Here is a 23,515-nt window from a genome sequence, read left to right as displayed (position 1 = left end):
CGTGCAATCTCCGCTTATTCCTTGAAGTGTTCTGCGCTCATGACCCGGGGCGGCTGCGGCATCAGCGGCCTGAAGCCCATGCGATCGAGTACGTCGCGCTGCAGATCGACGCCCGGCGCGATCTCTTCCAGCACCACGCCGTCCCGGGTCAGCCGGAACACCGCGCGTTCGGTGATGTAGAGGACCTCCTGCCCGCGCACGACCGCCTGCGGCCCGGAGAAGGTAATCTGGTCGACGTCCGCGACGAGCTTGGACACGTCGCCGTTGCGCTCGACGGTGAGCTCCCCGTGACCGGTCGCGAGCTTCGAACCCTTGGTGTCGAAGTTGCCGCAGAACACGACTTTCCTCGCGTTCTGCGCGATGTCGATGAAGCCCCCGGGGCCGACCGTGAGGCCGCCGAGCTTGGAGGCATTGACGTTGCCGTGCTGGTCGAACTCGCCGAAGCCGAGGAAGGCGATGTCCAGCCCGCCGCCAGAGTAGAAGTCGAATTGCGAGGGCGCGTCGATCATCGCCGAGGCGTTGCGCGCGAAACCGAACAGCATGCCGTCGAGGAGATTCCCGCCGTAGGTGCCGTGCTCGATGGTCTGGTAGTAGCGGTCGAGATCGCCGCGTGCGGCGACGAGCTTGGCGACGGCATCGGGCACGCCGACGCCGTAGTTGATCACCGCCCCGTCGCGCAGCTCTTCGGCCGCCCGGCGAGCGGTGGCTTGCCGCACCGACAAGGGCTGCGGCGCCTCGAGCGGCACGGGACCGCGGCGTTCACCGGAAATGGTCGGGTCATAGACGATCTCGTAGCTCTGCGACTGCGAGGGATCGACGACGACCGCATCGACGATCGCACCGGGGATGCGCACGGAGCGCGCCGGCAGCGTGCCGACATCCACCGCCGTGCGCACCTGCGCGATCACCTTGCCGCCGGAGTTGTGCGCCGCGAGTGCGACCGCGTAGGCGTCGACGTTTGCCGGCTCCTGGTCCATGCAGATGTTGCCGTGTTCGTCAGCGTAGGAGCCGCGGATGATTGCGACGTTCACGGGGAAGGGTTTGTAGCGCAGGTATTCCTTACCGCCAAGCTCGACGACCTCGACGAGATCCTCCTTCGCCGACTTGTTCATCTTGCCGCCGTCGATGCGTGGATCGACGAAGGTGCCCAGCCCCACATGGGTCAGCAGGCCGGGCCGACCGGCGCCGATCTCGCGGAAGAGCTGCGCGATCACGCCGCCCGGCAGCACATAGGCTTCGATCTTCTCGTCGCGCGCCAACTCCTGCATGCGCGGCGACCACACCCAGTGCCCGCCGATCACGCGCTTGACCATGCCCTCATAGGCGAAGCAGTTCATGCCCTTGGTCTTCTTGTCGCCGATGCCGAGCGCGTGCACGACCGTCAGACTGCGCGGCTGCGCGGTTTCCAGGAAGCGCTTCTCGAGCGCCGCGAAGATGCATGAAGCTTCGACGAGACCGCCCCCGCCGCCGATCAGGCCGACGGTGTCGCCGTTCCTGACGAGCGCGACGGCGTCGGCCGCGCTCATGAATTTATTGATTGCCATGGCTGTTCTCCTCTGCCGGACGATCAGATCGTTCCGTACAGCGCTTCCCCGTGCTTCATCGCGCTGCGCGCGACGACGGCGCGGTGGATCTCGGAAGTGCCGTCGAAAATGCGGTAGATGCGCGCGTCGCGGTACATGCGCTCGATGGGGAGATCCGCGCAGTAGCCCATCCCGCCATACACCTGGACCGCGCGGTCGGCGACGCGGCCAAGCACCTCGGCAACGTAAAACTTGGCCATCGAGATCTTGTCGCGGGCGTCGACCCCGTTGTCGATGTCATTCGCGGCATCCAGCACCAGCAGGCGGGACGCATTGATCTCGACCACGCTGTCCGCGATCATCTGCTGGATCAGCTGGAAGTCGCCGATCGGCTTGCCGAACTGCTTGCGCTCCTGGGCGTAGGAAATCATCAGGTTCAGCAGGCGTACCGACTTGCCGACGGCCCGCGCACAGACCTGCGCCAGGCGCACGCGACCGAGCGTCTCGAGGATCAGCTTGAAGCCCTGGCCTTCCCCGCCGAGGAGGTTTTCCCGGCCGACGGGGACTTCGTCGAACGCGAGTTCGACATGGCTCGTGCCGGTGAGGCCCATCATCTTCTGGTCGCGCCCGATCACGAAACCCGGCGTGCCCTTGTCGACGAGGAAGAGCGAGATGCCTTTGGCCCCGGCGGCGGGATCGGTCACGGCGGAGACGACGAAGAAGTCGGAGAACTCGCCGTCGCTGATGAAGTGCTTGCCGCCGCTGATCTTCCAGCCGCCCTGGCCGTCGGCGACCGCGCGCGTGTTGATCGCGGCCGCGTCGGAGCCGGCGTTCGGCTCGGTGATCGCGATCGAGCAGGTGCGCTCGCCGCGCACGGTCGGCAGCAGCCAGCGTTCGCGCTGGGCGGCGTCGCACTTCAGCAGGACTTCATACACGTTGCCGAAGGCGCGGCGAATCAGGATGTCCTTCGCGTGGCCGAACTGCTCCTCGACGAGCATCGTGTCGACCGCGGACAGACCGCCGCCGCCGAATTCCTCAGGGATGTTCATCGCGTAGAGGCCGTTGGCGCTCGACTTCTCGAACAGCGCGTGCGCCTTCTCCGGTGCGAGGCGGCCGGTTTCCTCGATTTCGTCCTCCAGCGGCAGCAGCTCGTTCTCGACGAAGCGGCGAACGGTATCGACGAGCATCTTCTGCTCGGACGTCAGATTCAGATCCATTACGTGTCTCCAGGATTGCCCGAGCCGCTCTTGCAGCCCGGGGTACGGCGAAGCGGCGCGTCAGGCGGCGCGGGAGGTGCCCGCGGCGGAAAGCGCTGCGGTCGGATTGATGCTTGCGAGGTAATCTGAAAGGGGGCTCACGGCCGAAAGCTCGTCGGCCGCAGCGAACAGTTCGGGCGCGAATTTCTCCATCGCCTCTTCGGTGAGGCGGACCGTAGGCCCGGCAATGCTCACGACGCCCGTGACACGGCCGGTATGCGGATCACGCACGTTCGCGGCCATCGAGGACATCCCCGGCGCCCAGCTCTCGATCGCCCGGCCGTAACCGCGCTGACGCGCCTCCGAAACGCCGGCGAGAACTTCGGAAATATTCCTCGGGACCTTAGGACCGCGCTGCTCGGGCAGCGTGAAACCCTGGCGCGCGACGAGTTCGACCGCTTCGTTCTCCGACATGCTCGCGAGCCAGATCATTCCGCTGGACGAACAGTACAGCGCGACCTCTCCGCCCATGTCCGGGTCGAATCGGAGTCCGCTCTTCGCGCCCTGGGCTTTCGCGATGAAAGGCAGTCGCCCGTTATCGACCACCGCGAGTCGCGCGAGCTCGCCGCTTGCCGCGGCAAGGCGGTTCAGCACGGGCTGAACGATCTCGACGATGCCGCTGTTCCCCAGCACCTTGAAGCCAAGCGACATCAGACGCGTAGTCAGGAGGTAGCGGGCCGAGTCCGCATCCTGCGCGACGTAGCGCAGCTGGTTCAGCTCGGCCAGCAAGCGATGCGCACCGCTCTTCGGCATTCCCAGGCAATCGGCGATCTCCTGTAGGGGCAATCCGCGCGGCTCCTCGGCGAGCAGCTCCAGTGCACCCAGCGCACGAGAAAGAAGACTTCCAGCCATCGCCTCACCCCGGTATAAACTTGAACACAGTTCCACTTTAGAATTTCGTTCATCTTTTGTCAACGCAAAATCTGTTCTGCGCACCCCTGTTCTGTCTTTTAATACTTGTAGCCGAACTTTCTTTGCGTTTTTTGCAACCCTGTTCTATATTTCAACATCAAAGATTCGAACGGTCGCACCGACTCGCTCCTTACGGTTTGCCTGAGGGCCCGGGCGCAGCGAAGACCGCCGTCACAGGCTTTAATGCAAGAACGGCAAACCGGTGCAGCCGCTCCCGGTATTCACTCTTGGAGGTAGTCCAGACATGGCGCACCAGTTCTCACTCGCACACCTCTCGGTCCTGACCACGTCCCCGGTCGAAATGGTCGAGATCGCCGCGAAAACCGGCTACGACTTCGTCAGCTTTCGCCTGACCGCGGTCACTTCAACCGAACACGTATTCGCGCTGCAGAACGACCGCGCGATGATGAACGAGGTCAAGGCACGCCTCGCCGGGACCGGCGTGAAGGTGCTCGACATCGAGCTGTGCCGCATGCCCGCGGAGATCGAGCCTGAGAGCTACGTTTCCGTGCTGCAAGCCGCCGCCGAGCTGGGCGCGCGCCACATCCTGGCGCAACTGCCCGATCCGGACCGCGCGCGGGCGACCGATCGTTTCGGCCGTCTGTGCGACCTCGCTGCCCCCTACAACCTGACCGTCGACCTCGAGTACCCCAGTTGGACCGAGACGCCGAACCTCGCCGCCGCCGCGACCGTCGTGCGCGCCGTCAATCGGCCCAATGCCGGCATCCTGGTCGACACGCTGCACTTCGACCGTGCGCGCGACACGGTCGAGGAATTGCGCAATCTGCCGCCGGAATGGTTCCACTTCGCACAGGTCTGCGACGCCCCCGCCGAAATTCCGACCACCGTCGACGGTCTCATCCACACTGCGCGCAGCGAACGCAATTTCCTGGGCGAAGGGGGCATCGACGTGCGCAGCATCCTCGATGCGCTGCCGGAAATGCCGTATTCGCTGGAAATCCCCAACGACACGCTGGCTCTGACCGTCTCGGCGGAAGAACGCGCGCGCCGCTCGATCCGCGCCGCAGAGGCCTATCTGAACGGCCTGCACGGCGAGTATCTGCACCGGTCCGCCGCCTGATCTCCTCCGCGCGGGCTTCGGCACTCTCGCTTCCCTTAGCCGTCGTCCGCGCACCTCTTCCCCGCTGCGGCAGGTGTCAGTCCTGCCCCACGTGCCGCAGCGCCGCCCTTGGAGCGCCGGCCGCATGAAACCTTCCCCCGTCGCCCCTCACGTTGAATCGCCCGCACGCCTGCCCGGCCTGTGGGAACTCTTCCTCGCGTGTTCGCGCGTCGGCCTTTCGGGCTTTGGCGGCGTCCTGCCGCTGCTGCGCCACCTGCTGGTCGAGAAACGCCGTCTCATGAGCGGCGCCGACTTCAACGCCCTGCTCGGCCTGTGCCAGTTCCTGCCCGGCTCCAACGTCGTCAATCTCGCCGTGTGCGTCGGCGCGCGCTTCCACGGTGCGCGCGGTGCGGTCGTCGCGACCGCCGGACTGTTGCTCGGCCCCTTCCTCGTGATGATGGGCCTCGCGACCGCCTACGGTGTCTGGGGCCACCTCGCCGTGGTGCAGGACATGCTGCGCGGCATCGCGGCCGCCGGCGCCGGACTGCTTTTCGCGACCGCCTTGAAGATGGCGCGCAACGTGCCCGAGCGATGGATCTACCTACCCTTCGCAGCGCTGATCCTCGTCGCGCTGGTGATCCTTCGCCTGCCGCTGCCGCCGCTGATGCTCGCGCTCCTCGGCATCACCGGCCTCATCGCCTGGCGACGCGCGCGCCGCGCGGCCAGGCTCGCCGCGACTGCAAGGACGGGGGCGTGACGATGGCGCTGCTGGCCGATCTCTTCCTGCAGTTCAGCATCCTCACCGTCGTTGCCTTCGGCGGCATCACTGCGATGCTGCCCGAACTGCACCGCCTCGTCGTCGAGCAGCGCCAGTGGATGGACGAGACCACCTTCGCCCACCTGTTCGCGATCGCGCAGGCGGCGCCTGGCCCCAACCTGCTGGTCGTATCGCTGATCGGTTGGAAGGTTGCGGGCATTCCCGGCGCGATCGCAGCGACCCTCGCGATCGCCCTGCCGATGAGCCTCGTGATCTTCTTCCTGTACCGGCACTGGGAACGCTTCCGCGATGCACCGTGGCGCGAGGCAATCCAGACCGGCGTCGCCCCCCTCGCCGTGGGCCTCGTGTGTGCGAGCGGCTGGCTGATCGGCGCTTCGGCGGGACTCGACCTGCGTGGCATCCTGCTGACGCTCGCTTGCACCGGCCTCATGCTCGTACGCGGCTGGCACCCCCTGTGGTACATCGGCGCCGGCGCGGCCGCGGGAGCCTTCGGACTCGTCTAGGCCGCGGACGCGCCGCACCCCGGTGTTATTCTCCGCGCTCCCCTTCGGATTGCACCCATGCTCGACGTTTTCACCATCACCGGCCCCGCCTTCCTCGTCATCGCGATTGGCTTCGCCGCGGTGCGCAGCGGCCTCTTCGACAAGAGCGAGACACGCATTCTCGGCAAGTTCGCGATCAATATCGCGCTGCCGGCGATGCTGCTGAAGGCGCTGACCGAGCGCCCCTTCGCCGAGATCATGAACGTCGGCTACCTTACCGCCTACACGCTCGGCTCGCTCGCCGTGTTCACCACGGGCATCGGCTTCGCGCGCCTCGTGCAGAAGAAGACGCTACAAACCAGCGTCGTGCACGGCATGGGCATGTCCCTGTCCAACAGCGGCTTCATCGGCTACCCGATCGTGCTGCAGGTCGTCGGCCCGACGGCCGGCATCGCACTGGCGCTGTGCTTCCTCGTCGAGAACCTGCTGATCGTGCCGCTCACGCTCGCGCTTGCCGAAAGCAGCGGCGGCGACGGCAAGAAGGCTCATCGCGTCGTGATCGAGACCTTTGCCCGGCTCGCCAAGAACCCGCTCATCATCGCCATCGTGGCGGGCTTCACCCTTGCCCTGCTGGGCATCCGCCTGCCCGCGCCGGTCGCGCACTCCATCGACATGCTTTCTCTCGCCGCGGCGGGTGTGGCTCTCTTCGTCATCGGCGGCACGCTGGTCGGCATCAAGGTCCGCGGCATGCGCCGCGACATCGCGCAGATCGTCGCGGGCAAGCTTGTCCTCCACCCGCTCTTCGTGTTCATCGCGCTCGCGCTCCTGCCGCCGCTCGACCCGACGCTGCACGTCGCCGCGATCGCCTTCGCCTGCATGCCGATGGCGAGCATCTTCCCGATCATCGCGCAGCGCTTCGGCCAGGAGGAACTCCCCGCCGCCGCGCTGATGGCTGCGACGATCAGCGCCTTCTTCTCGGTGAGCGCGGTGATCTGGATGCTTCAGCCGCAACTGGGCTGAGGTTTACGCGAACGCATCCCACAGCAGCTTCACGCCCGAAAGCCCCAGCATCGCCGTCGCGAACACGAAGAACGCCCGCTCCGGGATACGCTTCAGCGCCTTGAGGCCGATCCACACGCCGACGGGCGCAACCGGGGCGAGAAACAGCGACATCTTCAGCGATTCCCACGTGAACAGCCCGAGCGCCGCATACGGCACGATCTTCACGGCGTTTACCGCAGTGAAGTAGATCACCGTCGTCGCGACGAAGGTGTCCTTCGCAAGCCCGCGATTCAGCAGATACACCAGCAGCGGCGGCGAACCGGCATGCGCGATAGTGCTGGTGAAACCCGACACCTCGCCCCAGAACAGCCCCGCGCCCTTCCCCGGCGGGCCGGAGAGTTTGAGCCGGGCGCGCAGCCCGAAGATCCGGTCGAGCGCGAACAGCACGGCAATCCCGCCGACGCAGCCCTTCACCGCCTTTTCCGGCATCCAGCCGAACACCGCCGCCCCGACCAGCATACCGAGCGCGGCGGCAGGCAGCAGCAGGCGGATTTCCTCGCTTGACCATCTGCGCCAGTACGCCCGGATCCCGATTCAGTCGATGAACACGAGCAGCGGCAGCATCACCGCCGCGGCCTGGGCGGGTGTGATCCACAGCGACATGAAGGGCACGGCCAAGCCACCAAAGGCGCCGCCGAGGCCGGACTTGGAAATGCCGGTGAGCAACACGGCGATGCCGGCGACGATCCAGCCTGCGGTATCGAAAGTCATCAGGTACCCCGGAAAATGCAAAAGCCGCATCCCGACCGCGCACAAGCGGGCCCGATGCGGCTCGAACTGGGGGCGGGATTCTACGCCGCCGCGCCCCCGGCGCGGAACTTACTTTCCGGCGAGCGAGCGCTGCAGCACGTCCAGCACGCGGCGCAGGTCCTCGATCGGCACCTGTCCCGGCGCGGAGGCCTTCTGCCCGACCGCGAAGCTCACCGACGAACCGAACACCCAGCCGAACAGACGCGAAAGCGAGCCGTAGGCACCCATCGACATGCTGATGATGGGCAGCGAGATCTTCTTCTGACCGTCCAGGGTCGCCTGCAGCACGGTCAGCACGTCCTCCAGCCCCTGCGGCATCACGGCAACCTTCGCAACATCCGCACCGGCCTTCTCCATCGACACGAACTTCGCGACGATTTCCTCCGCCGAGGGGGTCTTCTGGAAGTTGTGGAAGGACGCAATCAGCTTCGTGCCGGTCTCGCGCGCGAGCTCGACCGCAGCGGCGAAATGCTTCGGCTCGCACGACAACTCGTAATCAAGAAAATCCACCGCGCCCGAGCGCGCGACGGCCTGGTACATCTCGAGCACCTGCTCTTCCGAGATGCCGATCGTCTCGCCACCTTCGCGGATCGAGCGGCGCGTGAAGATGATCGGGATGCCCGCCGAGCTCTTGCGGACTTCCCTGGCCAGTTCCACGACGCGGTCGGTTTCGGCGATGCCGGAGAAGAAGTCGACGCGCCATTCGAGCAGGTCAGGCTGCTTCGCGACGATCGCGTCGAGTTCCCCGAGCACGCCGGCCTCGTCACGACCGACCAGCGGTGCGCACACCAGCGGTTCCTTGCCTTCGCCAACCGGTTTGCCTTTCACTTCCAGAGCACGGGTAAATGCCATCTCTTGATTCCTCGTAAATTCAAACGGGCGCCGTACCGCAGCGCGCAAGCCGCACCCGCCCTGTCCTCAATCCTTGTAGGCGACCAGCTCGCGGATGCCGTCGGACGTGTAGCCGTCGTAGCCGAACAGCGAAAGATACAGCGGCGCCATCTCGATGAACATCTCCCGCCCCATGTGTATCGTGCAACCGCGTTCGCGAGCGGCCAGCAGCAGCGGCGTGAAATCGATCTTCATTATGACGTCAGCAACAACCGTACGGGGTGCGAGCCGCTCGACCGGCACCGGCAGCGGATCGCTCTCCTTGAGTCCGAGCGGGGTCGCATTGACGACGAGATCGTAGCCAGCCGGATCGTTCGTCGCGACGAAGGCCTCGCGGGACACGCCGAAGCTCGTGAGCCGCCCCGCGAGCCGCGCAGCGCTGTCGGTACTGATGTCCGACACGCCCACGCTGGCCGCGCCGGCTTCACCCAGCGCCACGGCGATCGCGGCACCGACACCGCCCGATCCCACGACGAGGCAGCGCATACCCTGCGGATCGACGCCCGCGCGCTTGAGGCCGCGCACGAAGCCGACGCCGTCGAACAGGTCTCCGAAGAGCGTGCCGTCCGCGCGCTTGACGATCGCGTTGCACGCCCCGGCGGCCCTCACCGCGGCGCTCGCCTCGTCGAGGAAATCGACGCACGCCGGCTTGTGCGGGATCGTGATCATCGCGCCACGCACGTTGGAGACGGCAAAAAGCGCCGGCCCGACCTTCGCGAAGTCGGCCGGCGCGATCTCCAGCGGCACGACGACCGCATCGATGCCGATCGCCGCAAACAGCTGGTTGTAAAGCGTCGGCGCCTTCACCTGGCCGACCGGATAGCCGATGACCGGGTAAAGGAGCGTCGAACCGGAGATCGACAGCGGATTCATTTCGGTACTTGCCATCGGAATGTTCCTTCCTTGTTTGGATGCCTGAATGCGCTGTCTGTCGGGGTTGGGGCCGGTTCGAGTGCCGTTTCCTCTCGTCAGTCGGTGCTGACGTGCGACACCTTCGCGTTCGGCGAGTAGATGTCGAGGATGTTCCAGTGGCCGGTCGTCGGCACCGGGTTGTTCTTCATCGCCACGTCGATGACGAAGGGCTTGTTCGACTTCACCGCCTGCGCGAGCACTTCCCGGAACTGCTCGGCCGACTCGATCTTCACGCCTTCCGCGCCGTAGGCACGCGCCACCGCCGCGAAGTCCGCCTGGTAGGGCTCGCCGTCCTTGCGGAACAGCGTCCCGGTCGTCGTGCCGTAGTGCGCCTTCTGCAGTCCGGCGATAGTGCCGAATGCGAAGTTGTTCATGATCACCCACACGACCGGGATGTTCTCTTCCACGGCCGTCGCGAGCACTGCCGGGTTCTGGCCGAAGCCGCCGTCACCGACCAGCGACACGACCACGCGGTCCGGGAATGCGACTTTCGCACCGAGCGCGGCCGGGGCGCCGAAGCCCATCGTGCAGTAGCCGCCCGGGGTCAGGATGCTGCCGGGCGTGAAGATCGGGAACTGCTGGCCGACGCCATTCTTGTTCCAGCCCACGTCGGTGGTGATGAACGCATCGCGCGGCAGCACTTCGCGCACCACGGACAGGATGCGCTCGGGCATCATCGGGAAGCAGTCGTCCTGCACGAACTTCTGGTTGCCGGCGACGAAGGTCTCGCGGAACGCGGCGATCTCCTTGCGCAGCGCGTCGTTCTTGCGCCCTTCCGGCAGCATCTCGCGGGCGACACGGTTCAGCACGGTCAGCGCGTTCTTCAGATCGGTGACGACGCCGATCTCGACCGGGTAGTTGCGCCCGATCTCGTTCGAATCGATATCGATGTGGATCAGCTTGGTCGGCGGGAAGCTGAAGGTGAATTCGTTTTCCCACGAGCTGCAGTCGGCTTCCGCGAAGCGCGTGCCGAGGCCGATGATCCAGTCCGCGTTGCGGCACTTGTCGTTCACCAGCTTGGTGCCCCAAAAGCCGGTCATGCCCAGCACCAGCTCGTGGTCGTCCGGCAGCACGCCCTTGCCCATCAGCGAATGCGCGACCGGCAGCGACAGATGCTCGGCGAAGGCGCGCAGCTCTTCGGCCGCATCGGCCAGGATTACACCACCACCGGCATAGATCACCGGGTCTTTCGCGTCGAGCAGCGCCTGCACGACCTTCTTCGCGGTCACGTCGTCGATCGACGGCTTCTGCAGCACCTTGGTGTGATGACGCAGGCGAGTGAAGAGCGAAACGTCGATCTCGCGCGAGAAGAAATCCATCGGCACGTTCACCAGCACCGGGCCGGGACGCCCGCTCTCGGCGAGCTGGAAGGCCTTCTCAAGGATCTCCGGGAAGAGTTCCGGCGTATCGACACGCCACGCACGCTTCACGAACGGACGGTAGATCTCCCACTGCGACGCGTCGGCGTGCAGGTTGATTTCCTGGTGCGGGTGCTTGCCGTAATAGTAGCTGGGGATGTCGCCGGCGATCACGACCATCGGGATCGAGTCGAGCGCGGCATTGGCGACGCCGGTTGCCGCGTTCGTCAGCCCCGGTCCGAGGTGCGACAGCACGACCGACGCCTTCTTCGTCGCGCGGGCATAGCCGTCGGCGGCGTGCGCCGCGATCTGCTCGTGGCGCGTGTTGATGAAGCGGATCTTGCTGTTTTCCAGCGCCGTCAGCACGGCGATGTTCGTATGGCCGCACAGGCCGAAGATGTGCTCGACCCCGCGGTCTTCGAGATACCGGACGAGCTGATGGGAGATCAGTTGCTTCATTTGGCGTCGCCTCCAGATTTGGATGTCAATTCCGTTTCGATGTCGGCACGGGCGGACCCGTGCGCTATGCCGTCACTTGCGAAGCCGCGGCTACGCCTGGTTCTTCCCGGGAACGGCACGGCGCGCCGGTCCCGCATAGGTGTAAGGAATGTTCTTGGGCATCGGACCCTTGATGCGCCCGCCCTGCTGCGACTGCTCCCACGCGTGGGCGAGGATGCCGACCGAGCGCGACAGGATGAAGAGCCCGCGCCCCAGTTCCGGCGCAAAGCCCAGTTCTGCGTAGATCACCGCCGTCGCGCCGTCGATGTTCATCGGGATGCGCTTGCCCTTGCGCCGCTCGAGGATCGCTTCGACCTGCTGGCCGATCTGCGAATACTGGCCCTGAACCACGCCTTTCGCGCGCGCCTCCTCGACCATCGCCAGCAGCTTGCCCGAGCGCGGATCGATCGGATGGAAGCGGTGGCCGAAGCCCGGGATCACCTTGCCGTTCTCTGCAATATAGGCATCGAGCGCGGCTTCGACGGCCGCTTCGAGCGGAGCGCCCTCGCCGATGCGCCCGGCCGCATCCGCATAGAGCTCCATGCACTGCTGGCCGGCGCCACCGTGAATGCCGGCGAGCACGTTCACCGCCGACGCCATCGCGTTGTTCAGTTCGACGCCGCAGGTCACGGCCATGCGCGAGATCGCGATCGACGGCGCATGCGGGCCGTGATCGACCGCCGCCACCAGCGCCGCTTCCAGCAGGCGCGACTGCTCCGGCGTCGGCAGGTCGCCGCGCACCATCAGCCAGATCATCTGCGGGAAGCTGACGTTGCCGATCAGCTCCTCGATCGGGTAACCGCGCATCGCGATCCTGCCCGGCTCGATGTCGATGATTTCGGTGGTCCACCACGCCTGCGCGTCGCGGACGATGTCCTCGGCACTCTTCATGTTCAAACCGCCTGTTGTTCGTGGAGTTGCGAAATTTCGGCCGCGGAGTAGCCGAGCTCGGCCAGCAGCGAATCGGTGTGCGCGCCGAGCACCGGCGGCGGCGTCGCCACGTCGGGATTGCCGCCGCGCATCTTGAAGCCGGCGCGCACGAGGCTGAGGTCACGGCCCACGCCCGGCACGTCTTCGAACTTCGCGAGCAGGTCGCGTTCGCGGATCTGCGGATGCTCGAGCACCTGCGGCACGGTCAGCACGCGGCCCGCCGGCACGCCCAACTTCGCGAGGATGGCCTCCCACTCGCCCGCCGACTTCGATGCCAGCCCCGCCTCGACCTCGACTTTCAGCGCCTTGCGGTTGCGCTTCCTGGCCTCGCGCTCTGCAAAGCGTTCGTCGGTCTTCAGGTCCGGCCGGCCGATCGCGTCGGCCAGTGCCTCGAACTGCTCCTGCTTGTTCGCCGCGATGTTCAGTAGCCCCTCGCCCGTGCGGAAAGTGCCCGACGGCGCCGCGGTGAAATTCTCGTTACCCATCGGCACCGGCTCCTTGCCGGCGATCAGGTAGTTGGACACCACCCAGCCCATCGTCACGATCGTCGAATCTAGCATCGACACGTCGATGAATTCACCTTCGCCGGTCTTCGCCTGACGCACCAGCGCACTCGAGACCGCGAAGGCCGCGGTGATGCCGCCGATGGTGTCGGCGACGGGGTAACCCACACGCAAGGGAGCGGACTCGTCGTCGCCGGTGATGCTCATCACGCCCGACATGCCCTGCACGATCTGGTCGTAGGCCGGCGCATGCCGCATCGGCCCCTGCTGGCCGAAGCCCGAGATCGCGCAATAGACGAGCTTCGGATTCACTTCCTTCAGCACGTCATAACCGAGGCCCAGACGATCCATCACGCCCGGCCGGAAATTTTCGATCAGCACGTCGGCGCTCTTCACGAGGCGGAACAGCACTTCCTTGCCCGCCTCGGACTTCAGGTTCAGCGTCAGCGACTTCTTGCCGCCGTTCTGCGCGAGGAAGGACGCGCCCATCTTCGCCTTGTTGAGCGCCGGATCGGCGCCAAGCTGGCGCGCCAGATCGCCCGACTCCGGCACCTCGACCTTGATCACCTCGGCACCGAGCAGCGCCAATTGGTACGCACAGAACGGCCCCGCCAGCACGTTGGTCAGGTCGAGGACGCGAATTCCGGAAAGCGCTGCAGTCATGTGCTACCCCTAGGTTCACTGTGGATCAACATCGATCCTGTCACGTTGATCAAATAATAGAACGCAATTCTTCACAGTGCAACCATTTTTAGAACCTTGTTTTGTTTTTTAGAACAAGGTCGCAAAACTCCCTAGGGCCCTAAGCCCCGAGCCATGGAATAAGGGGTGACGTCGCCGCCCGCCGCGGCAACCGGAACACATGGAGGCGCCGCGGCGTGTGGCGCGAGGGAAGGAGAGACGTGCCGCACACCAGACGGGCGCGACACGCAACTCAGCGTGACGGAATCAGGCGGCGGCGACCTTGTCGGCAAGCCACTGCACCGAGGCCTGCGCACGGGCAATCACGGCCGGCAGATCGGCGCGCAGATTCTCGTCATTGAACACCTCGAGCGTGTAATCGCCCGCATAGCCCTTGCCGCGCAGGCGCGCGACGAGGTCGGAAATCAGCCAGCCATGCACGCCCTCGCCGGGAAAGCGGCGCTCGTGGCGCGAAATCTCGACGAACTCGTCGATCTCGGTCACGAAGTCGAACGAGCAGTCCGACAACTGCGCGAGGAAGATGCGGTCGACCGGAATGTCCGCGAGCAGATCGAGCGAGGTCTGCCGCATCAGGATCTGGAAGGAGTCGATGACAAGGCCGACGTTGTGGCGGTTCGCCATCTGCACGACCCGCCACGCATCGGGGTACTCGCTCACCCAGCGCCCCCACGCCAGTGCCTCGTAGCCGATGCGGATGCCGTAAGGGGTTGCGAGCGTGCCGAGGACTGCGAGATTGCGCGCCAGCGCCTCCGGGTCGGCAATGGCCGTAGGGGCGGTCGACGAGGACACGATCAGCAGCCGGCAACCGACCGAAGCCGCCAATTCGATCATCGATTTCGCCGCATCGATGCGGTAACCGACCTCACGTTCCGACGCCCCGGTCATTTCCCGCAGAAACTGGAAGGCACATACCCGCACGCCGCTCGCGCGCACCTTGCGTGCAGTCGCAGCAGCGCCATCGGGATGCGCCAACAGATCCTTGGCGCTCAAGACCAGGGCACCGAATCCTGCTTCCCGCACGGCGTCCATTTTCTCGTGCAGAGTTCCGGGGAGCGTCGCGCTGTTGATCCCGATCCTGTGAGTCTTCATCGTTCGTGCCGCCCGGGCGGTGAAATGTGATTGCTGTCGAACCCGGCAGCGCCGGATCACTCCGTGCGTTGCACGATCTCGAAATAGAACGGATCCACGACCGGAGCGGTGACCAGATGCTTCACGCCCGGCCGCTCCGGATCGCTCTCCGGCCCGCGGGCGACCGGAATCCCCGTATCCCCGAAGCCTGCCGCCACATCGGCAAGCGAATGCGTCTCGATGCCGATGCAGGCGATCCCCTCGACGTTCAGCGGGTCGGCTGCCGGCCCCCCCTCGCGTACCTGTTCCGACGCCGGACGCAGGACGATGCGCAACTTGCCGCAGGGGCTTTCCATCCAGATGGACCCGCTCGCACTCGTCTGCAGCACACGGAATCCAAACACCTGCTCGTGAAACTCGATCCACTCCTGCTCACGACCCGCGCACACGGTGAGCGCCACGTGCTCCACGCTCGTCAGCCCCATCGGCGTCGCGTGCGGCTTCGTCTGCGGCAGCGGCACGAAGTCGACGTCGTAGATCGTGTGATCGCCGTAACGGTCGATGAAATATACGTGCGTTCCGCCAATGCCGATGATCGCGGGGATATTCAGTTCCATCGCGCCCGCATGCGGCGGCACATCCCACGCACCGGTCGCCTGCGCACGCTTGTAAGCGGACGCCACGTTCTTCACGCGCAGCGCGATCGCGCAGATCCCCGGGCCGTAGGTCCGGTTGAAAGTCTGCGCAAAGCTCTCCTCGTCGGAGTTGATGAGGAAATTGATGTCGCCCTGACGGTACAGGACCACGTTCTTCGACCGGTGCTTCCCCACCGCGGAAAAACCCATGCGTTCGAAATGGGCGCCGAGCGCGTCCGGGTCGGGCGAAGCGAATTCGACGAATTCGAGACCGTCCATCCCCAGGACATTGCCTGAAGCGTCAGACGTCGAAAAAAGCGGGTCTTGCATCCTTTGGCTCCTGTCTGCCACAAGCGGGCGGGCCTTAATGAATGTAATCGGTGCGGCGCTTGGCCTCTGCGTGCCTTCTATCATACCCCTTGCCGCGAACCCAACAGCTTTCTCAGCCGCGCTGCGCGTAGCCGCGCCTGCGTTCCAGATTCACTGCGCCGGGGTCCTGACACCGTTTCATTGGCATCGCGGTAGGCGTCGAATTGCCCTCCAATGTCATTGCCAAAGATAGAACGATGTTCCATTATTTAATGATATCGTAGAAATGCCGGGGGAACATGGCGCGTCGCAGCCGCAACCCTCTGATCGCCCTGACCGGGTGGCGAACTGCGCACGGCGCCGGGCTGGATTCACCATAAACCCCGGTTATCATGTTCCAATAACGAAAACCTGGTTTCATTTTACTGGAGCATTCCCCATGAGCAGCGAAGGCGTCGCATCCGTAGAACGCGCCCTGACCATCCTTGATGTCTTCACCGACCGGGACAAGAGCCTGACCCTGACCGAGATCTCCAAGCGCGCCGGCTTCTACAAGAGCACCACGCTGCGGCTCGCGGAGTCGCTGGAGAAGTTCGGCTACCTGCGCCGCCTCGACGACGGTGCCTACCGCTTGGGGCCCAAGCCTCTTTATCTCGGATCGCTGTATCAGAAGCACTTCAGCACATCCGACTTCGTGCCACAAGTTATGCGCCGTATGTCCGAGGAACTGCGCGAAGGCATTTCGTTCTTCGTGCGTGACGAAGACCGACGCGTTTGCCTGCATCGTGTCGATTCGCCCCGCGCGATCCGCGACGCGATCCATGAGGGCGACGCGTTTCCCCTCACTACGGGCGCCTCCGGTCACGTGCTGCTCGCGTTCAGCGGCCTGTCCGGCAGCAAATACGATCAGATCCGCGATCGTTACTATTCGATGTCGCTCGGGGAGCGTGATCCTGAAACGGCGGCCGTGTCGTGTCCGGTCTTCGCCGTGCAGCAACGCCTCGTCGGCGCGCTCTCGGTATCGGGTCCCAGATATCGCCTTGATGAAAAGGCCCTCGAGGAGATCGTTCCTATGTTGCACAAATACGCTGCCGAACTCACCCATTTGTTCGGCGGAACCTGGCCCGACTTCAGCCGCCAGCCACTTCGAACACACGCCTGATCGAGGTGCAAGGCGACCGTAGACCGTGGGACAGTGACTGCAGATAGCTGCATCCCCGGCCTCCGCCAGCGGCCTCCAGGCGCCCTTCGAAGGACCGGCAAGCACTAAAGCCGCATGGCAAGCGCCAGCGATACGAAGAGGAGCGCCGAGGCGTTCCCGATCATGACGATAGAGGCGACTTTGTCAGGCTCCTGATGGAAGCGTTCGGCGAAGATGAAATTGACGACCGCCGGCGGCAGGGCTCCGAACACGACGAGGATGTCCTGCTCCAGCGCTGTCAGCCCCCCGACCGGACCATAGATCCACGCCACGGCCATGCCGGTGAGCGGGGTCAGAATTGCGCCGACGATCGCGATTCTCCAGGCCCCTACCGACGCACTTGACAGCCGTACGCCCAGCGAAAAGATCATCAGGCCGATCGAGATGTCACCGAGGATCTTGGAGGCGGTCATGATCGGCGGCGGAATTGTGAATCCGGAGAGGGTCACGATAATGCCCAAAGTTGCCGCGACGAAGACTGGCTGCCGCCAGAGTGCGCCGAGCCGCATCTTACGACTCATCAGCCACGGGTGAAGGGCGAATTGGAGCAGCGTTTCCACCAGCATCAGCACCAGCGCCGCACTGAGTGCCTGCTCGCCGAAGGCGAGGAGGATGACCGGCAGGCCCATGTTGCCGGCATTGTTGAACATTACCGGCGGCACCAGCGTCTTCGGATTGAAGCCCAAAGCCTGAGCGAGCGGCCACGCCAGCAGACCGGATCCCAACACAACAACGGCGGCACCGACAGCGACCGCAACGTTCTGGGCCAAATCGAAACTCTTGCCGGCCAGCGCCGAGAAAATCAGCGCCGGCAAGAAGACCTCCATGTTCATACGGTTCGCGGCAATCATCTCCGGCTTGTGTTTGCGCCCGTAGACATAACCGGCGAGCACGATGATGAAGATCGGGAATACGATACTGACGATGCGCAGCAGCATGGGGGAACGGCCGACGGGAGCAGTATGAGAAAGCCGTCCAGTAGGCGCCCCCCTCTCCTACCTAGACGATCTTGCCGCAGCCGCTTACTTCGCGCCTCCCTGTGCAGCGGACACGCCGGCGCGCAGCGCGAGCAGGTAGCTGTCAACGCCGAAGCCGCTAATCTGGCCCTTCACGATCTCGGCGAAGACCGAGTGGTGGCGGAACGGCTCGCGGGCATGGATGTTCGACATGTGCAGTTCCACGATCGGGCAGGTGAGAATCGCCAGGGCATCGCGAATCCCGTAGCTGTAATGCGTCCACGCGCCCGCGTTGATGAGCACCGCATCCACCTGATCGAAGAAGCCCTGATGGATGCGTTCGACCATCTCCGCTTCACTGTTGGTCTGGAAGCTTTCGATTTCGACGTCCAGTTCACGGCCCAGCGTACGCAACTGCTCGTCGATCTCGGCGAGCGTTATCGTGCCGTACTGAACCGGGTCACGCTTTCCGAACATGTTGTGATTGATACCATGAAGCATGAGCACTTTCATGATGTTTCCTTGTGACTGATTGCTGAAGAAGCGCCTGTGCGGTCCGGGACTGCACACACGCCGTTTTCGTTATGACTGAGCGGGTTCGGTGGTCTGCCTTCCCGGGCTACTTGCGGCGGGCCGTTTCGAGTTCGGCGTACACCGCCTTGACGGTGTCCTCGCCCACGTTCGCCGCATGCTTGTCGATCACCGGCCTCACCTTGTCGCGCAGTCGCTGCATCTCGCCCGCCGACAGTTCCGTCACCTGCATGCCGGCCTTCTTGAGATCTTCGAGCGCCTCGGCCGCCTGCTGGCGCGACACCTGGCGCTGATAAGCGGTGGCTTCGGCTGTTGCATCGGCGATGATCTTCTTCTCGTCCGCGCTCATCGCATCCCACAGCTTCTTGCTCATGATCACCGACTGCGGGTTGTAGACGTGGCGCGTCGCGGAGACGTACTTCTGGACCTCGTTCAGCTTCGCCGCGCGAATCACGGTGAAGGGGTTTTCCTGGCCGTCCACCGCTTTTTGCTCGAGTGCGTTGTAGACCTCCGGCCACGCCAGCGGAGTCGGATTGGCTCCCAGTGCGCTGAACAGGTCGACGTAAATCGGCGACTGGATGACGCGTAACTTGAGGCCCGCGATGTCTTCGAGCCGCGAGATCGGGTGCTTGCTGTTCGTGATGTTGCGGAATCCCAAGTCCCAGTAAGCGAGGCCGACGATGCCCTTGTCGGCGAGCTTCGCGTGCAGGCTCTTGCCGAAGTTGCCGTCCGTAACCGCATCGGCCTCCTGCGGATTGGCGAACAGGAAGGGGAAATCGTAGATAGCGAATTCTTTCGCCTGGACCTGAAGGATGCCGGAGTTGAGCACCGTCATCTCGATCGTGCCGCCCTGGATCGCAGAGACGGTCTGAACGTCACCGCCGAGCTGGCCGCCGGGGAAGAGCTTCACCTTGATCTTGTTGTCGGACTTTGCCGCAACCAGGTCGGCGAACTTCTGGGCCCCCATCTCCTGCGGATGCCCTTTGTTGTTCTGGAACGCGAACTTGATCGTGCGCTCCTTGACGTCCGCGGCGCCGGCAACGACGGGAAGAAGTGCGGCGACCGCCAGGCACAGCGCGTTGCGAAGGAATTCTTTCATGTGTGTCTCCTCTGGTTTGACTACATTGAGGCTAGCTTGCCTCTACAAATAAAACACAGTTGCTACAGAAGCAACAAAATCTAGGTCATGCCAGCGGAACGGTGAGCTGCGCAATCATCGGCGCAGTCTCGGGACGCACTCCGCGCCACCACGCAAAGGCTTCCGCCGCCTGTTCGACGAGCATGCCTACGCCGTCGGCAAGATTCCTCACGCCCGTTCCCTGTGCGAGCCGCAAGAAGGGGGTGAGGCCCTTGCCGTAGGCGAGTTCGTAAGCGAGGGAGCTCGGCGCGAACACGTCGGTGGTGACCGGGGGCAGTTCGCCACGCAGGCTCGCTGAGGTGGCATTGACCACGATGTCGAAGGCGCTATGGTCGAGATCGCCGTACCCCACGCCGACGATCGGCCCACAGGCGGCGAACTCTTGCGCGAGCGCCTCTGCCTTCGTGACCGTGCGATTAACCAGCACGAGTTGGGCGGGACGTGCAGCGAGGAAGGGATGCAGCGCACCGCGCGCCGCGCCGCCTGCCCCCATCAGCAACACCCGCTTGCCCCGCATGAGCCGACCGAGGTTCTGTTCGATGTCGCGCACGAGGCCGACGCCATCGAAGTTGTCGGCGAGCACCTTGCCGCCTTCCAACTTCAGCGCGTTTACGGCGCCGGCGAGCTGCGCGCGCTCGCTGAGGTCCGTTGCCCAGGCAAAGGCATCAAGCTTGAAGGGGGCAGTGACGTTCATGCCCCGGCCACCCGCATCGCGGAAGGCCGCCGCCGCCGTGGCAAATCCATCCGACGGGGCTTCGAGTGCGATGTATTCGAGCGACTGACCGCTGCCTTGGGCAAAGGCGGTATGGATCAGCGGCGACTTGGTGTGACCGATCGGATTGCCGATCACGGCGTAACGGTCCATGGTCGGCTCCTTAAAGTCGGGAGACGGCGTCTTCGGCATACAGCACGCCGTCATCGACCATTGCGTCGATATCGGCGTCGACATAACCGAGACTCGCGGCGACCTCGCGGTTGTGCTGGCCGAGGAGCGGCGCCGCCTCGGTGATCGTCGTGTCGCAGTCCGAGAATCGGTACGGCAGGTTGCCGAGGCTCACCTTGCCGAGTACCGGGTGCTGCTGCTCCACGAGCATGCCGCGCGCCCGGATCTGCGGGTCGGCAAGCACTTCGGCGATGTTCTGCACCTTGGCCGAAGGCACGTCGATGGCGTCGAGCGCAGCCAGACACTGCACGACCGTTCGCTCGTTAGTCCACGCGCGGACGACCGGCAGGAGCTCGAGACGATGCTCGTTGCGCCCGCCCGAGCTGTGAAAACGCGTATCCGTCGCGAAGCCAGGGTTGCCGGTCTCCTCGCCGACGAGCTTCGCGAATCGCTTCCACGCGTCATCGACCTGGGCAGCGATCACGAGGTGGCCGTCCTTCGCCGTGAACACGCCGTACAGCGTCGAATTCGGCATGTCGTGGCCGGTCTGCACCGGAATCTCCTTGCCGCCGGAGAGTGTGTAGCACTGCACCGCATATTCGTGCATCGACACCAGGCAGTCGTACAAGGCCATGTCGATGTGCTGGCCCTTGCCGGACTTCACGCGCCCGAGGAGTGCTGCGCAGATCGCACCGACGGCGTTGCTGCCGGTGAAGATGTCGCCCAGCGCGACCCGCAGCAGCGGTGGCGCTTCGCCCGGCTGGCCGACCATCGCCATGATGCCGCTCTTGGCTTCCGCGATCAGGCCAAAACCGGCGCGGTGCGAATCCGGCCCGGTGTGACCGTAGGCCGAGATCGAGCAATAGACCAGACCGGGATTGCGCTGCGACAAGTCCTCGTAGCCGAGCCCCAGCTTCTTCAGCGTGCCGGGCCGGTAGTTCTCGACGAAGACATCGGCGCCGTCGCACAGTTTTTCCAGCATCTCGCGGCCGCGCGGATCCTTGATGTTGATGCACAGACCCTTCTTGCCCATATTCTGCTGCAGGTAATAGCCGCTCGTCAGCCCGTCGAAGAGGTAGGCGTGCTGGCGACCGGCGTCGCCGGTTGTCGGGCGCTCGACCTTGATCACCTCGGCGCCGAGCGCCGCCAGGCAGCGGCTCAGGTACGGCCCCGCGAGGAAGTGGCTGTAGTCGATGACGCGGATGCCGGCCAGCGGCTGGTTTTGGGTGTTCATGAAACGCTCCTCAGGCGGCGGCTTGCGCGCGGCGCGGAATCATCAGGCGATGCTCGCCGCGCTGCACGACCTCGCCGTGCTGGTTGATCAGTTCCGAAGGCAGCAAGACGATGCCCCAGCCCGGCCGGCTCTTCGATGCGCGCATCGAACCCACGCGGAACTTCACGTGCAGCGTGTCATTGAGGCGGATCGGCAGCAGGAAGTCCCAACTCCAGCCCAACGACATGCCGGGCAGGAAACGGTATTCGCACTGGGTCTTGAGGCCGTCGGCGATCGACAGGCCGAAGAGGCCATGCGCGACGCGGGTGCCGAAGGGCGTCGTCTTCGCGTAGTCCTCGTCGACATGCACGGGGGTGAAGTCACCGGTCAGTTCCGCGTAAGCGTTGATGCGCGCCTCAGTCACCGTGTAGGTCGGGCTCGTGCATTCGTCGCCTTCGCGCGCGTCGTCCCAGTAGCGTTCGGGGGTGTCGAATTTGCGTTGCGGAATGTTCAACATGTTTTTGCTCCGGTGTCCGGTTCAGGCGCGCGGCTGCACTGCGAGCGCCTCGGCCACCGCATCGCCGTGCGCCTGGATGAGTTCGATAGCGAGGCCGTCGGGCAACTGCAGCCAGTTGCGTCCCTGCGGCAGTTCCTTCACGTTCCAGCGCTGTGCGGCGGCGAGGGCGGTTTCGCGGTCTTCCACCATGATCCCGAGATGGGCCAGCCGGCCGGCGTCGTTGCTCGGCGCGGCCTCGAAACCCGGGAAGGACATCAGCTGGACGCCGCCAATCGTCCATACCTGATAGGGCACTTGCCCCTCGGGCGTGGCTTCGCGGATCGTCATGCCCAGCACCTCGCGAAAGAAGCGGACATGCCAGTCGATGTCGGCGACGCGGATGGCGACGTGCTCGACGTAGGCGTTATTTGCATTCGTCATAGTTACACCCTCAGGCCTTGGCCGTACTGCCAGCGAAATTTACGAGCCAGTGCTCGACGCCCTTGACGCACGCGACGAGAGCCTGATTGACGGGAGTCGGCACGCCGGTCTTCTGCCCCCAGCGCACGACGGACCCGTTGATGAAGTCGATCTCCGTCGCGTCGCCCTTCTCGAGGCTCTGCAGCATCGACGCCTTGAACTCGGGCGGCAGGCCTTCTGCAGCCTTGACCCATGCGTCCCGCGGCTCGCGCGTCGAGATTGCGACCCCTGCTGCCTTTGCGACCGTCATCGCCTCCGCGACGGCGGCAATCGCACAGTCCATGACTTCGGGTACGTTGTAGAGCCCCCCATATGGAAGCCGCGTGATGCCAGAGAGGGCGCCGGTCGCGACGTTCACGAGCAATTTGTCCCAGATCGTGCCCATGATGTTCGAGCTGACGGTGGTCTCCAGCCCGGCGCGGTTGAATTCGGCAGCAACCGCCTGGATGCGATCGGTGACGCTGCCATCCAGTTCGCCGATGATGGTTTCCTTGCCGCGCGTACCCGCAATGATGTGGCCCGCCCCCAGCAGCACGCCGCCCACGTAGGTCTTGCCGGCAAGCACGCGCTCGCGACCGACGACATCCGCGAGGATGTCCTCGTGGCCGAGTCCGTTCTGCAGCGACAGCACGACGGTGTCTGCGCCGATGATCGAGCAGGCGCCTTCGATCGCTTCGCGGGTGTGAAAGGACTTCACGAGCACGATCACGAGATCGACTTTCCCGATCCCTTCACATGAAGTGCGCGCTTTCGCCTTCACGAAGCGCTCGGTCTCGCCGTCGCGCACCCGCAGGCCGTCACGATTGATCGCATCCACGTGCTCCTGCAGCCGATTAACGAGATAGACGTCCGAGCCCGCCTCCGCCAGCACGCTACCGATCGAACACCCCAGAGCGCCCGCACCGAGCACGCAAATCTTCATGCCCCCCCTCCCTATTCATCCAACTCGCCAACCGAGTGATGGACGAACTTTAGGAGAAGCTCGACA

At 64.7% G+C, this 23,515-nt stretch carries 25 protein-coding genes; 5 read left to right on the top strand and 20 right to left on the bottom strand.

Going from position 1 to position 23,515, the window contains the following annotated elements; genetic code table 11:
• Nucleotides 1–14: 14 nt before the first annotated feature.
• The 3 genes from U5817_RS08885 to U5817_RS08875 are packed head-to-tail and all read right to left on the bottom strand — an operon-like array spanning nucleotide 15 to nucleotide 3,631.
• Nucleotides 15–1,544 carry an acyl CoA:acetate/3-ketoacid CoA transferase gene (locus tag U5817_RS08885; protein ID WP_407280479.1) on the bottom strand — a complete coding sequence of 510 codons (1,530 nt, stop codon included), beginning with the start codon at nucleotides 1,542–1,544 and terminating at the stop codon, nucleotides 15–17.
• A gap of 23 nt (nucleotides 1,545–1,567) precedes the next feature.
• On the bottom strand, nucleotides 1,568–2,740 hold the full coding sequence (locus U5817_RS08880) for an acyl-CoA dehydrogenase family protein (protein WP_407280478.1): 1,173 nt from the start codon (nucleotides 2,738–2,740) through the stop codon (nucleotides 1,568–1,570).
• 60 nt (nucleotides 2,741–2,800) lie between these two features.
• Nucleotides 2,801–3,631 (bottom strand): IclR family transcriptional regulator, encoded by an 831-nt coding sequence (locus U5817_RS08875; protein ID WP_407280477.1) that lies wholly within the window; start codon nucleotides 3,629–3,631, stop codon nucleotides 2,801–2,803.
• Between the two features lie 304 nt (nucleotides 3,632–3,935).
• On the opposite strand from U5817_RS08875, the gene U5817_RS08870 reads away from it, so the two are divergent.
• The 4 genes from U5817_RS08870 (at nucleotide 3,936) to U5817_RS08855 (ending at nucleotide 7,031) form a co-directional block, all read left to right on the top strand.
• Nucleotides 3,936–4,772: a sugar phosphate isomerase/epimerase family protein gene (locus U5817_RS08870; protein WP_407280476.1), complete on the top strand. Its 837-nt coding sequence runs from the start codon at nucleotides 3,936–3,938 to the stop codon at nucleotides 4,770–4,772.
• 124 nt (nucleotides 4,773–4,896) lie between these two features.
• Nucleotides 4,897–5,508 (top strand): chromate transporter, encoded by a 612-nt coding sequence (locus U5817_RS08865; protein ID WP_407280475.1) that lies wholly within the window; start codon nucleotides 4,897–4,899, stop codon nucleotides 5,506–5,508.
• Between the two features lie 2 nt (nucleotides 5,509–5,510).
• The gene (locus tag U5817_RS08860) at nucleotides 5,511–6,032 is read left to right on the top strand and encodes a chromate transporter (RefSeq protein WP_407281042.1); all 522 of its coding nucleotides are present in this window, start codon (nucleotides 5,511–5,513) and stop codon (nucleotides 6,030–6,032) included.
• 57 nt (nucleotides 6,033–6,089) lie between these two features.
• Entirely contained in the window at nucleotides 6,090–7,031 is a 942-nt protein-coding gene (locus U5817_RS08855) for an AEC family transporter (protein ID WP_407280474.1), read from the top strand.
• Nucleotides 7,032–7,034: 3 nt separating this feature from the next.
• Here U5817_RS08855 and U5817_RS08850 read toward each other — a convergent pair whose 3' ends face one another.
• The 9 genes from U5817_RS08850 to U5817_RS08810 all read right to left on the bottom strand — a co-directional run bounded on the left by U5817_RS08850 (nucleotide 7,035) and on the right by U5817_RS08810 (nucleotide 15,599).
• On the bottom strand, nucleotides 7,035–7,553 hold the full coding sequence (locus U5817_RS08850) for a sulfite exporter TauE/SafE family protein (protein WP_407281040.1): 519 nt from the start codon (nucleotides 7,551–7,553) through the stop codon (nucleotides 7,035–7,037).
• 54 nt (nucleotides 7,554–7,607) lie between these two features.
• A complete protein-coding gene (locus U5817_RS08845) occupies nucleotides 7,608–7,784 on the bottom strand; it encodes a hypothetical protein (RefSeq protein ID WP_407280473.1) in 177 nt (58 codons plus the stop codon).
• 108 nt (nucleotides 7,785–7,892) lie between these two features.
• Nucleotides 7,893–8,675 carry a type I 3-dehydroquinate dehydratase gene (gene aroD, locus U5817_RS08840; protein WP_407280472.1) on the bottom strand — a complete coding sequence of 261 codons (783 nt, stop codon included), beginning with the start codon at nucleotides 8,673–8,675 and terminating at the stop codon, nucleotides 7,893–7,895.
• 66 nt (nucleotides 8,676–8,741) lie between these two features.
• The gene (locus tag U5817_RS08835; protein WP_407280471.1) at nucleotides 8,742–9,602 is read right to left on the bottom strand and encodes a shikimate dehydrogenase family protein; all 861 of its coding nucleotides are present in this window, start codon (nucleotides 9,600–9,602) and stop codon (nucleotides 8,742–8,744) included.
• 80 nt (nucleotides 9,603–9,682) lie between these two features.
• The gene (locus U5817_RS08830; RefSeq protein ID WP_407280470.1) at nucleotides 9,683–11,443 is read right to left on the bottom strand and encodes a thiamine pyrophosphate-binding protein; all 1,761 of its coding nucleotides are present in this window, start codon (nucleotides 11,441–11,443) and stop codon (nucleotides 9,683–9,685) included.
• A gap of 90 nt (nucleotides 11,444–11,533) precedes the next feature.
• Nucleotides 11,534–12,373 (bottom strand): citryl-CoA lyase, encoded by an 840-nt coding sequence (locus U5817_RS08825; protein ID WP_407280469.1) that lies wholly within the window; start codon nucleotides 12,371–12,373, stop codon nucleotides 11,534–11,536.
• A gap of 2 nt (nucleotides 12,374–12,375) precedes the next feature.
• Entirely contained in the window at nucleotides 12,376–13,578 is a 1,203-nt protein-coding gene (locus tag U5817_RS08820) for a CaiB/BaiF CoA transferase family protein (RefSeq protein WP_407280468.1), read from the bottom strand.
• A gap of 285 nt (nucleotides 13,579–13,863) precedes the next feature.
• Complete coding sequence (locus U5817_RS08815) at nucleotides 13,864–14,706, bottom strand: sugar phosphate isomerase/epimerase family protein (RefSeq protein WP_407280467.1); 843 nt, start codon at nucleotides 14,704–14,706, stop codon at nucleotides 13,864–13,866.
• A gap of 56 nt (nucleotides 14,707–14,762) precedes the next feature.
• Complete coding sequence (locus U5817_RS08810) at nucleotides 14,763–15,599, bottom strand: 4-hydroxyphenylpyruvate dioxygenase family protein (RefSeq protein ID WP_407280466.1); 837 nt, start codon at nucleotides 15,597–15,599, stop codon at nucleotides 14,763–14,765.
• A 469-nt stretch (nucleotides 15,600–16,068) separates the two neighbouring features.
• On the opposite strand from U5817_RS08810, the gene U5817_RS08805 reads away from it, so the two are divergent.
• Nucleotides 16,069–16,791: an IclR family transcriptional regulator gene (locus U5817_RS08805; RefSeq protein WP_407280465.1), complete on the top strand. Its 723-nt coding sequence runs from the start codon at nucleotides 16,069–16,071 to the stop codon at nucleotides 16,789–16,791.
• A gap of 104 nt (nucleotides 16,792–16,895) precedes the next feature.
• On the opposite strand, the gene U5817_RS08800 is transcribed toward U5817_RS08805, so the two are convergent.
• From U5817_RS08800 to U5817_RS08765, 8 genes are all read right to left on the bottom strand, one after another.
• Complete coding sequence (locus tag U5817_RS08800; protein WP_407280464.1) at nucleotides 16,896–17,768, bottom strand: AEC family transporter; 873 nt, start codon at nucleotides 17,766–17,768, stop codon at nucleotides 16,896–16,898.
• Between the two features lie 84 nt (nucleotides 17,769–17,852).
• Nucleotides 17,853–18,299 (bottom strand): type II 3-dehydroquinate dehydratase, encoded by a 447-nt coding sequence (gene aroQ / locus U5817_RS08795; protein WP_407280463.1) that lies wholly within the window; start codon nucleotides 18,297–18,299, stop codon nucleotides 17,853–17,855.
• Between the two features lie 106 nt (nucleotides 18,300–18,405).
• Nucleotides 18,406–19,416, bottom strand: coding sequence for a TRAP transporter substrate-binding protein (locus U5817_RS08790; protein ID WP_407280462.1), 1,011 nt, complete (start codon nucleotides 19,414–19,416; stop codon nucleotides 18,406–18,408).
• An 85-nt stretch (nucleotides 19,417–19,501) separates the two neighbouring features.
• Nucleotides 19,502–20,320, bottom strand: coding sequence for a shikimate dehydrogenase (gene aroE, locus U5817_RS08785; protein WP_407280461.1), 819 nt, complete (start codon nucleotides 20,318–20,320; stop codon nucleotides 19,502–19,504).
• 10 nt (nucleotides 20,321–20,330) lie between these two features.
• Nucleotides 20,331–21,572 carry a CaiB/BaiF CoA transferase family protein gene (locus U5817_RS08780; protein ID WP_407280460.1) on the bottom strand — a complete coding sequence of 414 codons (1,242 nt, stop codon included), beginning with the start codon at nucleotides 21,570–21,572 and terminating at the stop codon, nucleotides 20,331–20,333.
• 10 nt (nucleotides 21,573–21,582) lie between these two features.
• On the bottom strand, nucleotides 21,583–22,068 hold the full coding sequence (locus U5817_RS08775; protein WP_407280459.1) for a MaoC family dehydratase: 486 nt from the start codon (nucleotides 22,066–22,068) through the stop codon (nucleotides 21,583–21,585).
• Nucleotides 22,069–22,089: 21 nt separating this feature from the next.
• The gene (locus U5817_RS08770; RefSeq protein ID WP_407280458.1) at nucleotides 22,090–22,488 is read right to left on the bottom strand and encodes a VOC family protein; all 399 of its coding nucleotides are present in this window, start codon (nucleotides 22,486–22,488) and stop codon (nucleotides 22,090–22,092) included.
• 10 nt (nucleotides 22,489–22,498) lie between these two features.
• Nucleotides 22,499–23,449, bottom strand: coding sequence for a ketopantoate reductase family protein (locus U5817_RS08765; protein WP_407280457.1), 951 nt, complete (start codon nucleotides 23,447–23,449; stop codon nucleotides 22,499–22,501).
• Nucleotides 23,450–23,515: the final 66 nt, after the last annotated feature.

This window comes from Aromatoleum evansii (assembly GCF_045689615.1).
GTDB lineage: Bacteria > Pseudomonadota > Gammaproteobacteria > Burkholderiales > Rhodocyclaceae > Aromatoleum > Aromatoleum evansii.
Note: the sequence above shows the minus strand (reverse complement) of the source record. Positions and strands in the feature narration are given on the sequence as shown.

Coding starts and splice junctions, on each gene's coding strand:
- U5817_RS08885 (WP_407280479.1), bottom strand. CDS start 1,544: ATGGCAATCAATAAATTCATGAGCGCGGCCGACGCCGTCGCGCTCGTC.
- U5817_RS08815 (WP_407280467.1), bottom strand. CDS start 14,706: ATGAAGACTCACAGGATCGGGATCAACAGCGCGACGCTCCCCGGAACT.
- U5817_RS08805 (WP_407280465.1), top strand. CDS start 16,069: ATGAGCAGCGAAGGCGTCGCATCCGTAGAACGCGCCCTGACCATCCTT.
- U5817_RS08770 (WP_407280458.1), bottom strand. CDS start 22,488: ATGACGAATGCAAATAACGCCTACGTCGAGCACGTCGCCATCCGCGTC.
- U5817_RS08800 (WP_407280464.1), bottom strand. CDS start 17,768: ATGCTGCTGCGCATCGTCAGTATCGTATTCCCGATCTTCATCATCGTG.
- U5817_RS08865 (WP_407280475.1), top strand. CDS start 4,897: ATGAAACCTTCCCCCGTCGCCCCTCACGTTGAATCGCCCGCACGCCTG.
- U5817_RS08820 (WP_407280468.1), bottom strand. CDS start 13,578: ATGACTGCAGCGCTTTCCGGAATTCGCGTCCTCGACCTGACCAACGTG.
- U5817_RS08780 (WP_407280460.1), bottom strand. CDS start 21,572: ATGAACACCCAAAACCAGCCGCTGGCCGGCATCCGCGTCATCGACTAC.
- U5817_RS08875 (WP_407280477.1), bottom strand. CDS start 3,631: ATGGCTGGAAGTCTTCTTTCTCGTGCGCTGGGTGCACTGGAGCTGCTC.
- U5817_RS08830 (WP_407280470.1), bottom strand. CDS start 11,443: ATGAAGCAACTGATCTCCCATCAGCTCGTCCGGTATCTCGAAGACCGC.
- U5817_RS08845 (WP_407280473.1), bottom strand. CDS start 7,784: ATGACTTTCGATACCGCAGGCTGGATCGTCGCCGGCATCGCCGTGTTG.
- aroD (WP_407280472.1), bottom strand. CDS start 8,675: ATGGCATTTACCCGTGCTCTGGAAGTGAAAGGCAAACCGGTTGGCGAA.
- aroE (WP_407280461.1), bottom strand. CDS start 20,320: ATGGACCGTTACGCCGTGATCGGCAATCCGATCGGTCACACCAAGTCG.
- U5817_RS08870 (WP_407280476.1), top strand. CDS start 3,936: ATGGCGCACCAGTTCTCACTCGCACACCTCTCGGTCCTGACCACGTCC.
- U5817_RS08775 (WP_407280459.1), bottom strand. CDS start 22,068: ATGTTGAACATTCCGCAACGCAAATTCGACACCCCCGAACGCTACTGG.
- U5817_RS08790 (WP_407280462.1), bottom strand. CDS start 19,416: ATGAAAGAATTCCTTCGCAACGCGCTGTGCCTGGCGGTCGCCGCACTT.
- aroQ (WP_407280463.1), bottom strand. CDS start 18,299: ATGAAAGTGCTCATGCTTCATGGTATCAATCACAACATGTTCGGAAAG.
- U5817_RS08765 (WP_407280457.1), bottom strand. CDS start 23,449: ATGAAGATTTGCGTGCTCGGTGCGGGCGCTCTGGGGTGTTCGATCGGT.
- U5817_RS08835 (WP_407280471.1), bottom strand. CDS start 9,602: ATGGCAAGTACCGAAATGAATCCGCTGTCGATCTCCGGTTCGACGCTC.
- U5817_RS08825 (WP_407280469.1), bottom strand. CDS start 12,373: ATGAAGAGTGCCGAGGACATCGTCCGCGACGCGCAGGCGTGGTGGACC.
- U5817_RS08810 (WP_407280466.1), bottom strand. CDS start 15,599: ATGGACGGTCTCGAATTCGTCGAATTCGCTTCGCCCGACCCGGACGCG.
- U5817_RS08860 (WP_407281042.1), top strand. CDS start 5,511: ATGGCGCTGCTGGCCGATCTCTTCCTGCAGTTCAGCATCCTCACCGTC.
- U5817_RS08855 (WP_407280474.1), top strand. CDS start 6,090: ATGCTCGACGTTTTCACCATCACCGGCCCCGCCTTCCTCGTCATCGCG.
- U5817_RS08880 (WP_407280478.1), bottom strand. CDS start 2,740: ATGGATCTGAATCTGACGTCCGAGCAGAAGATGCTCGTCGATACCGTT.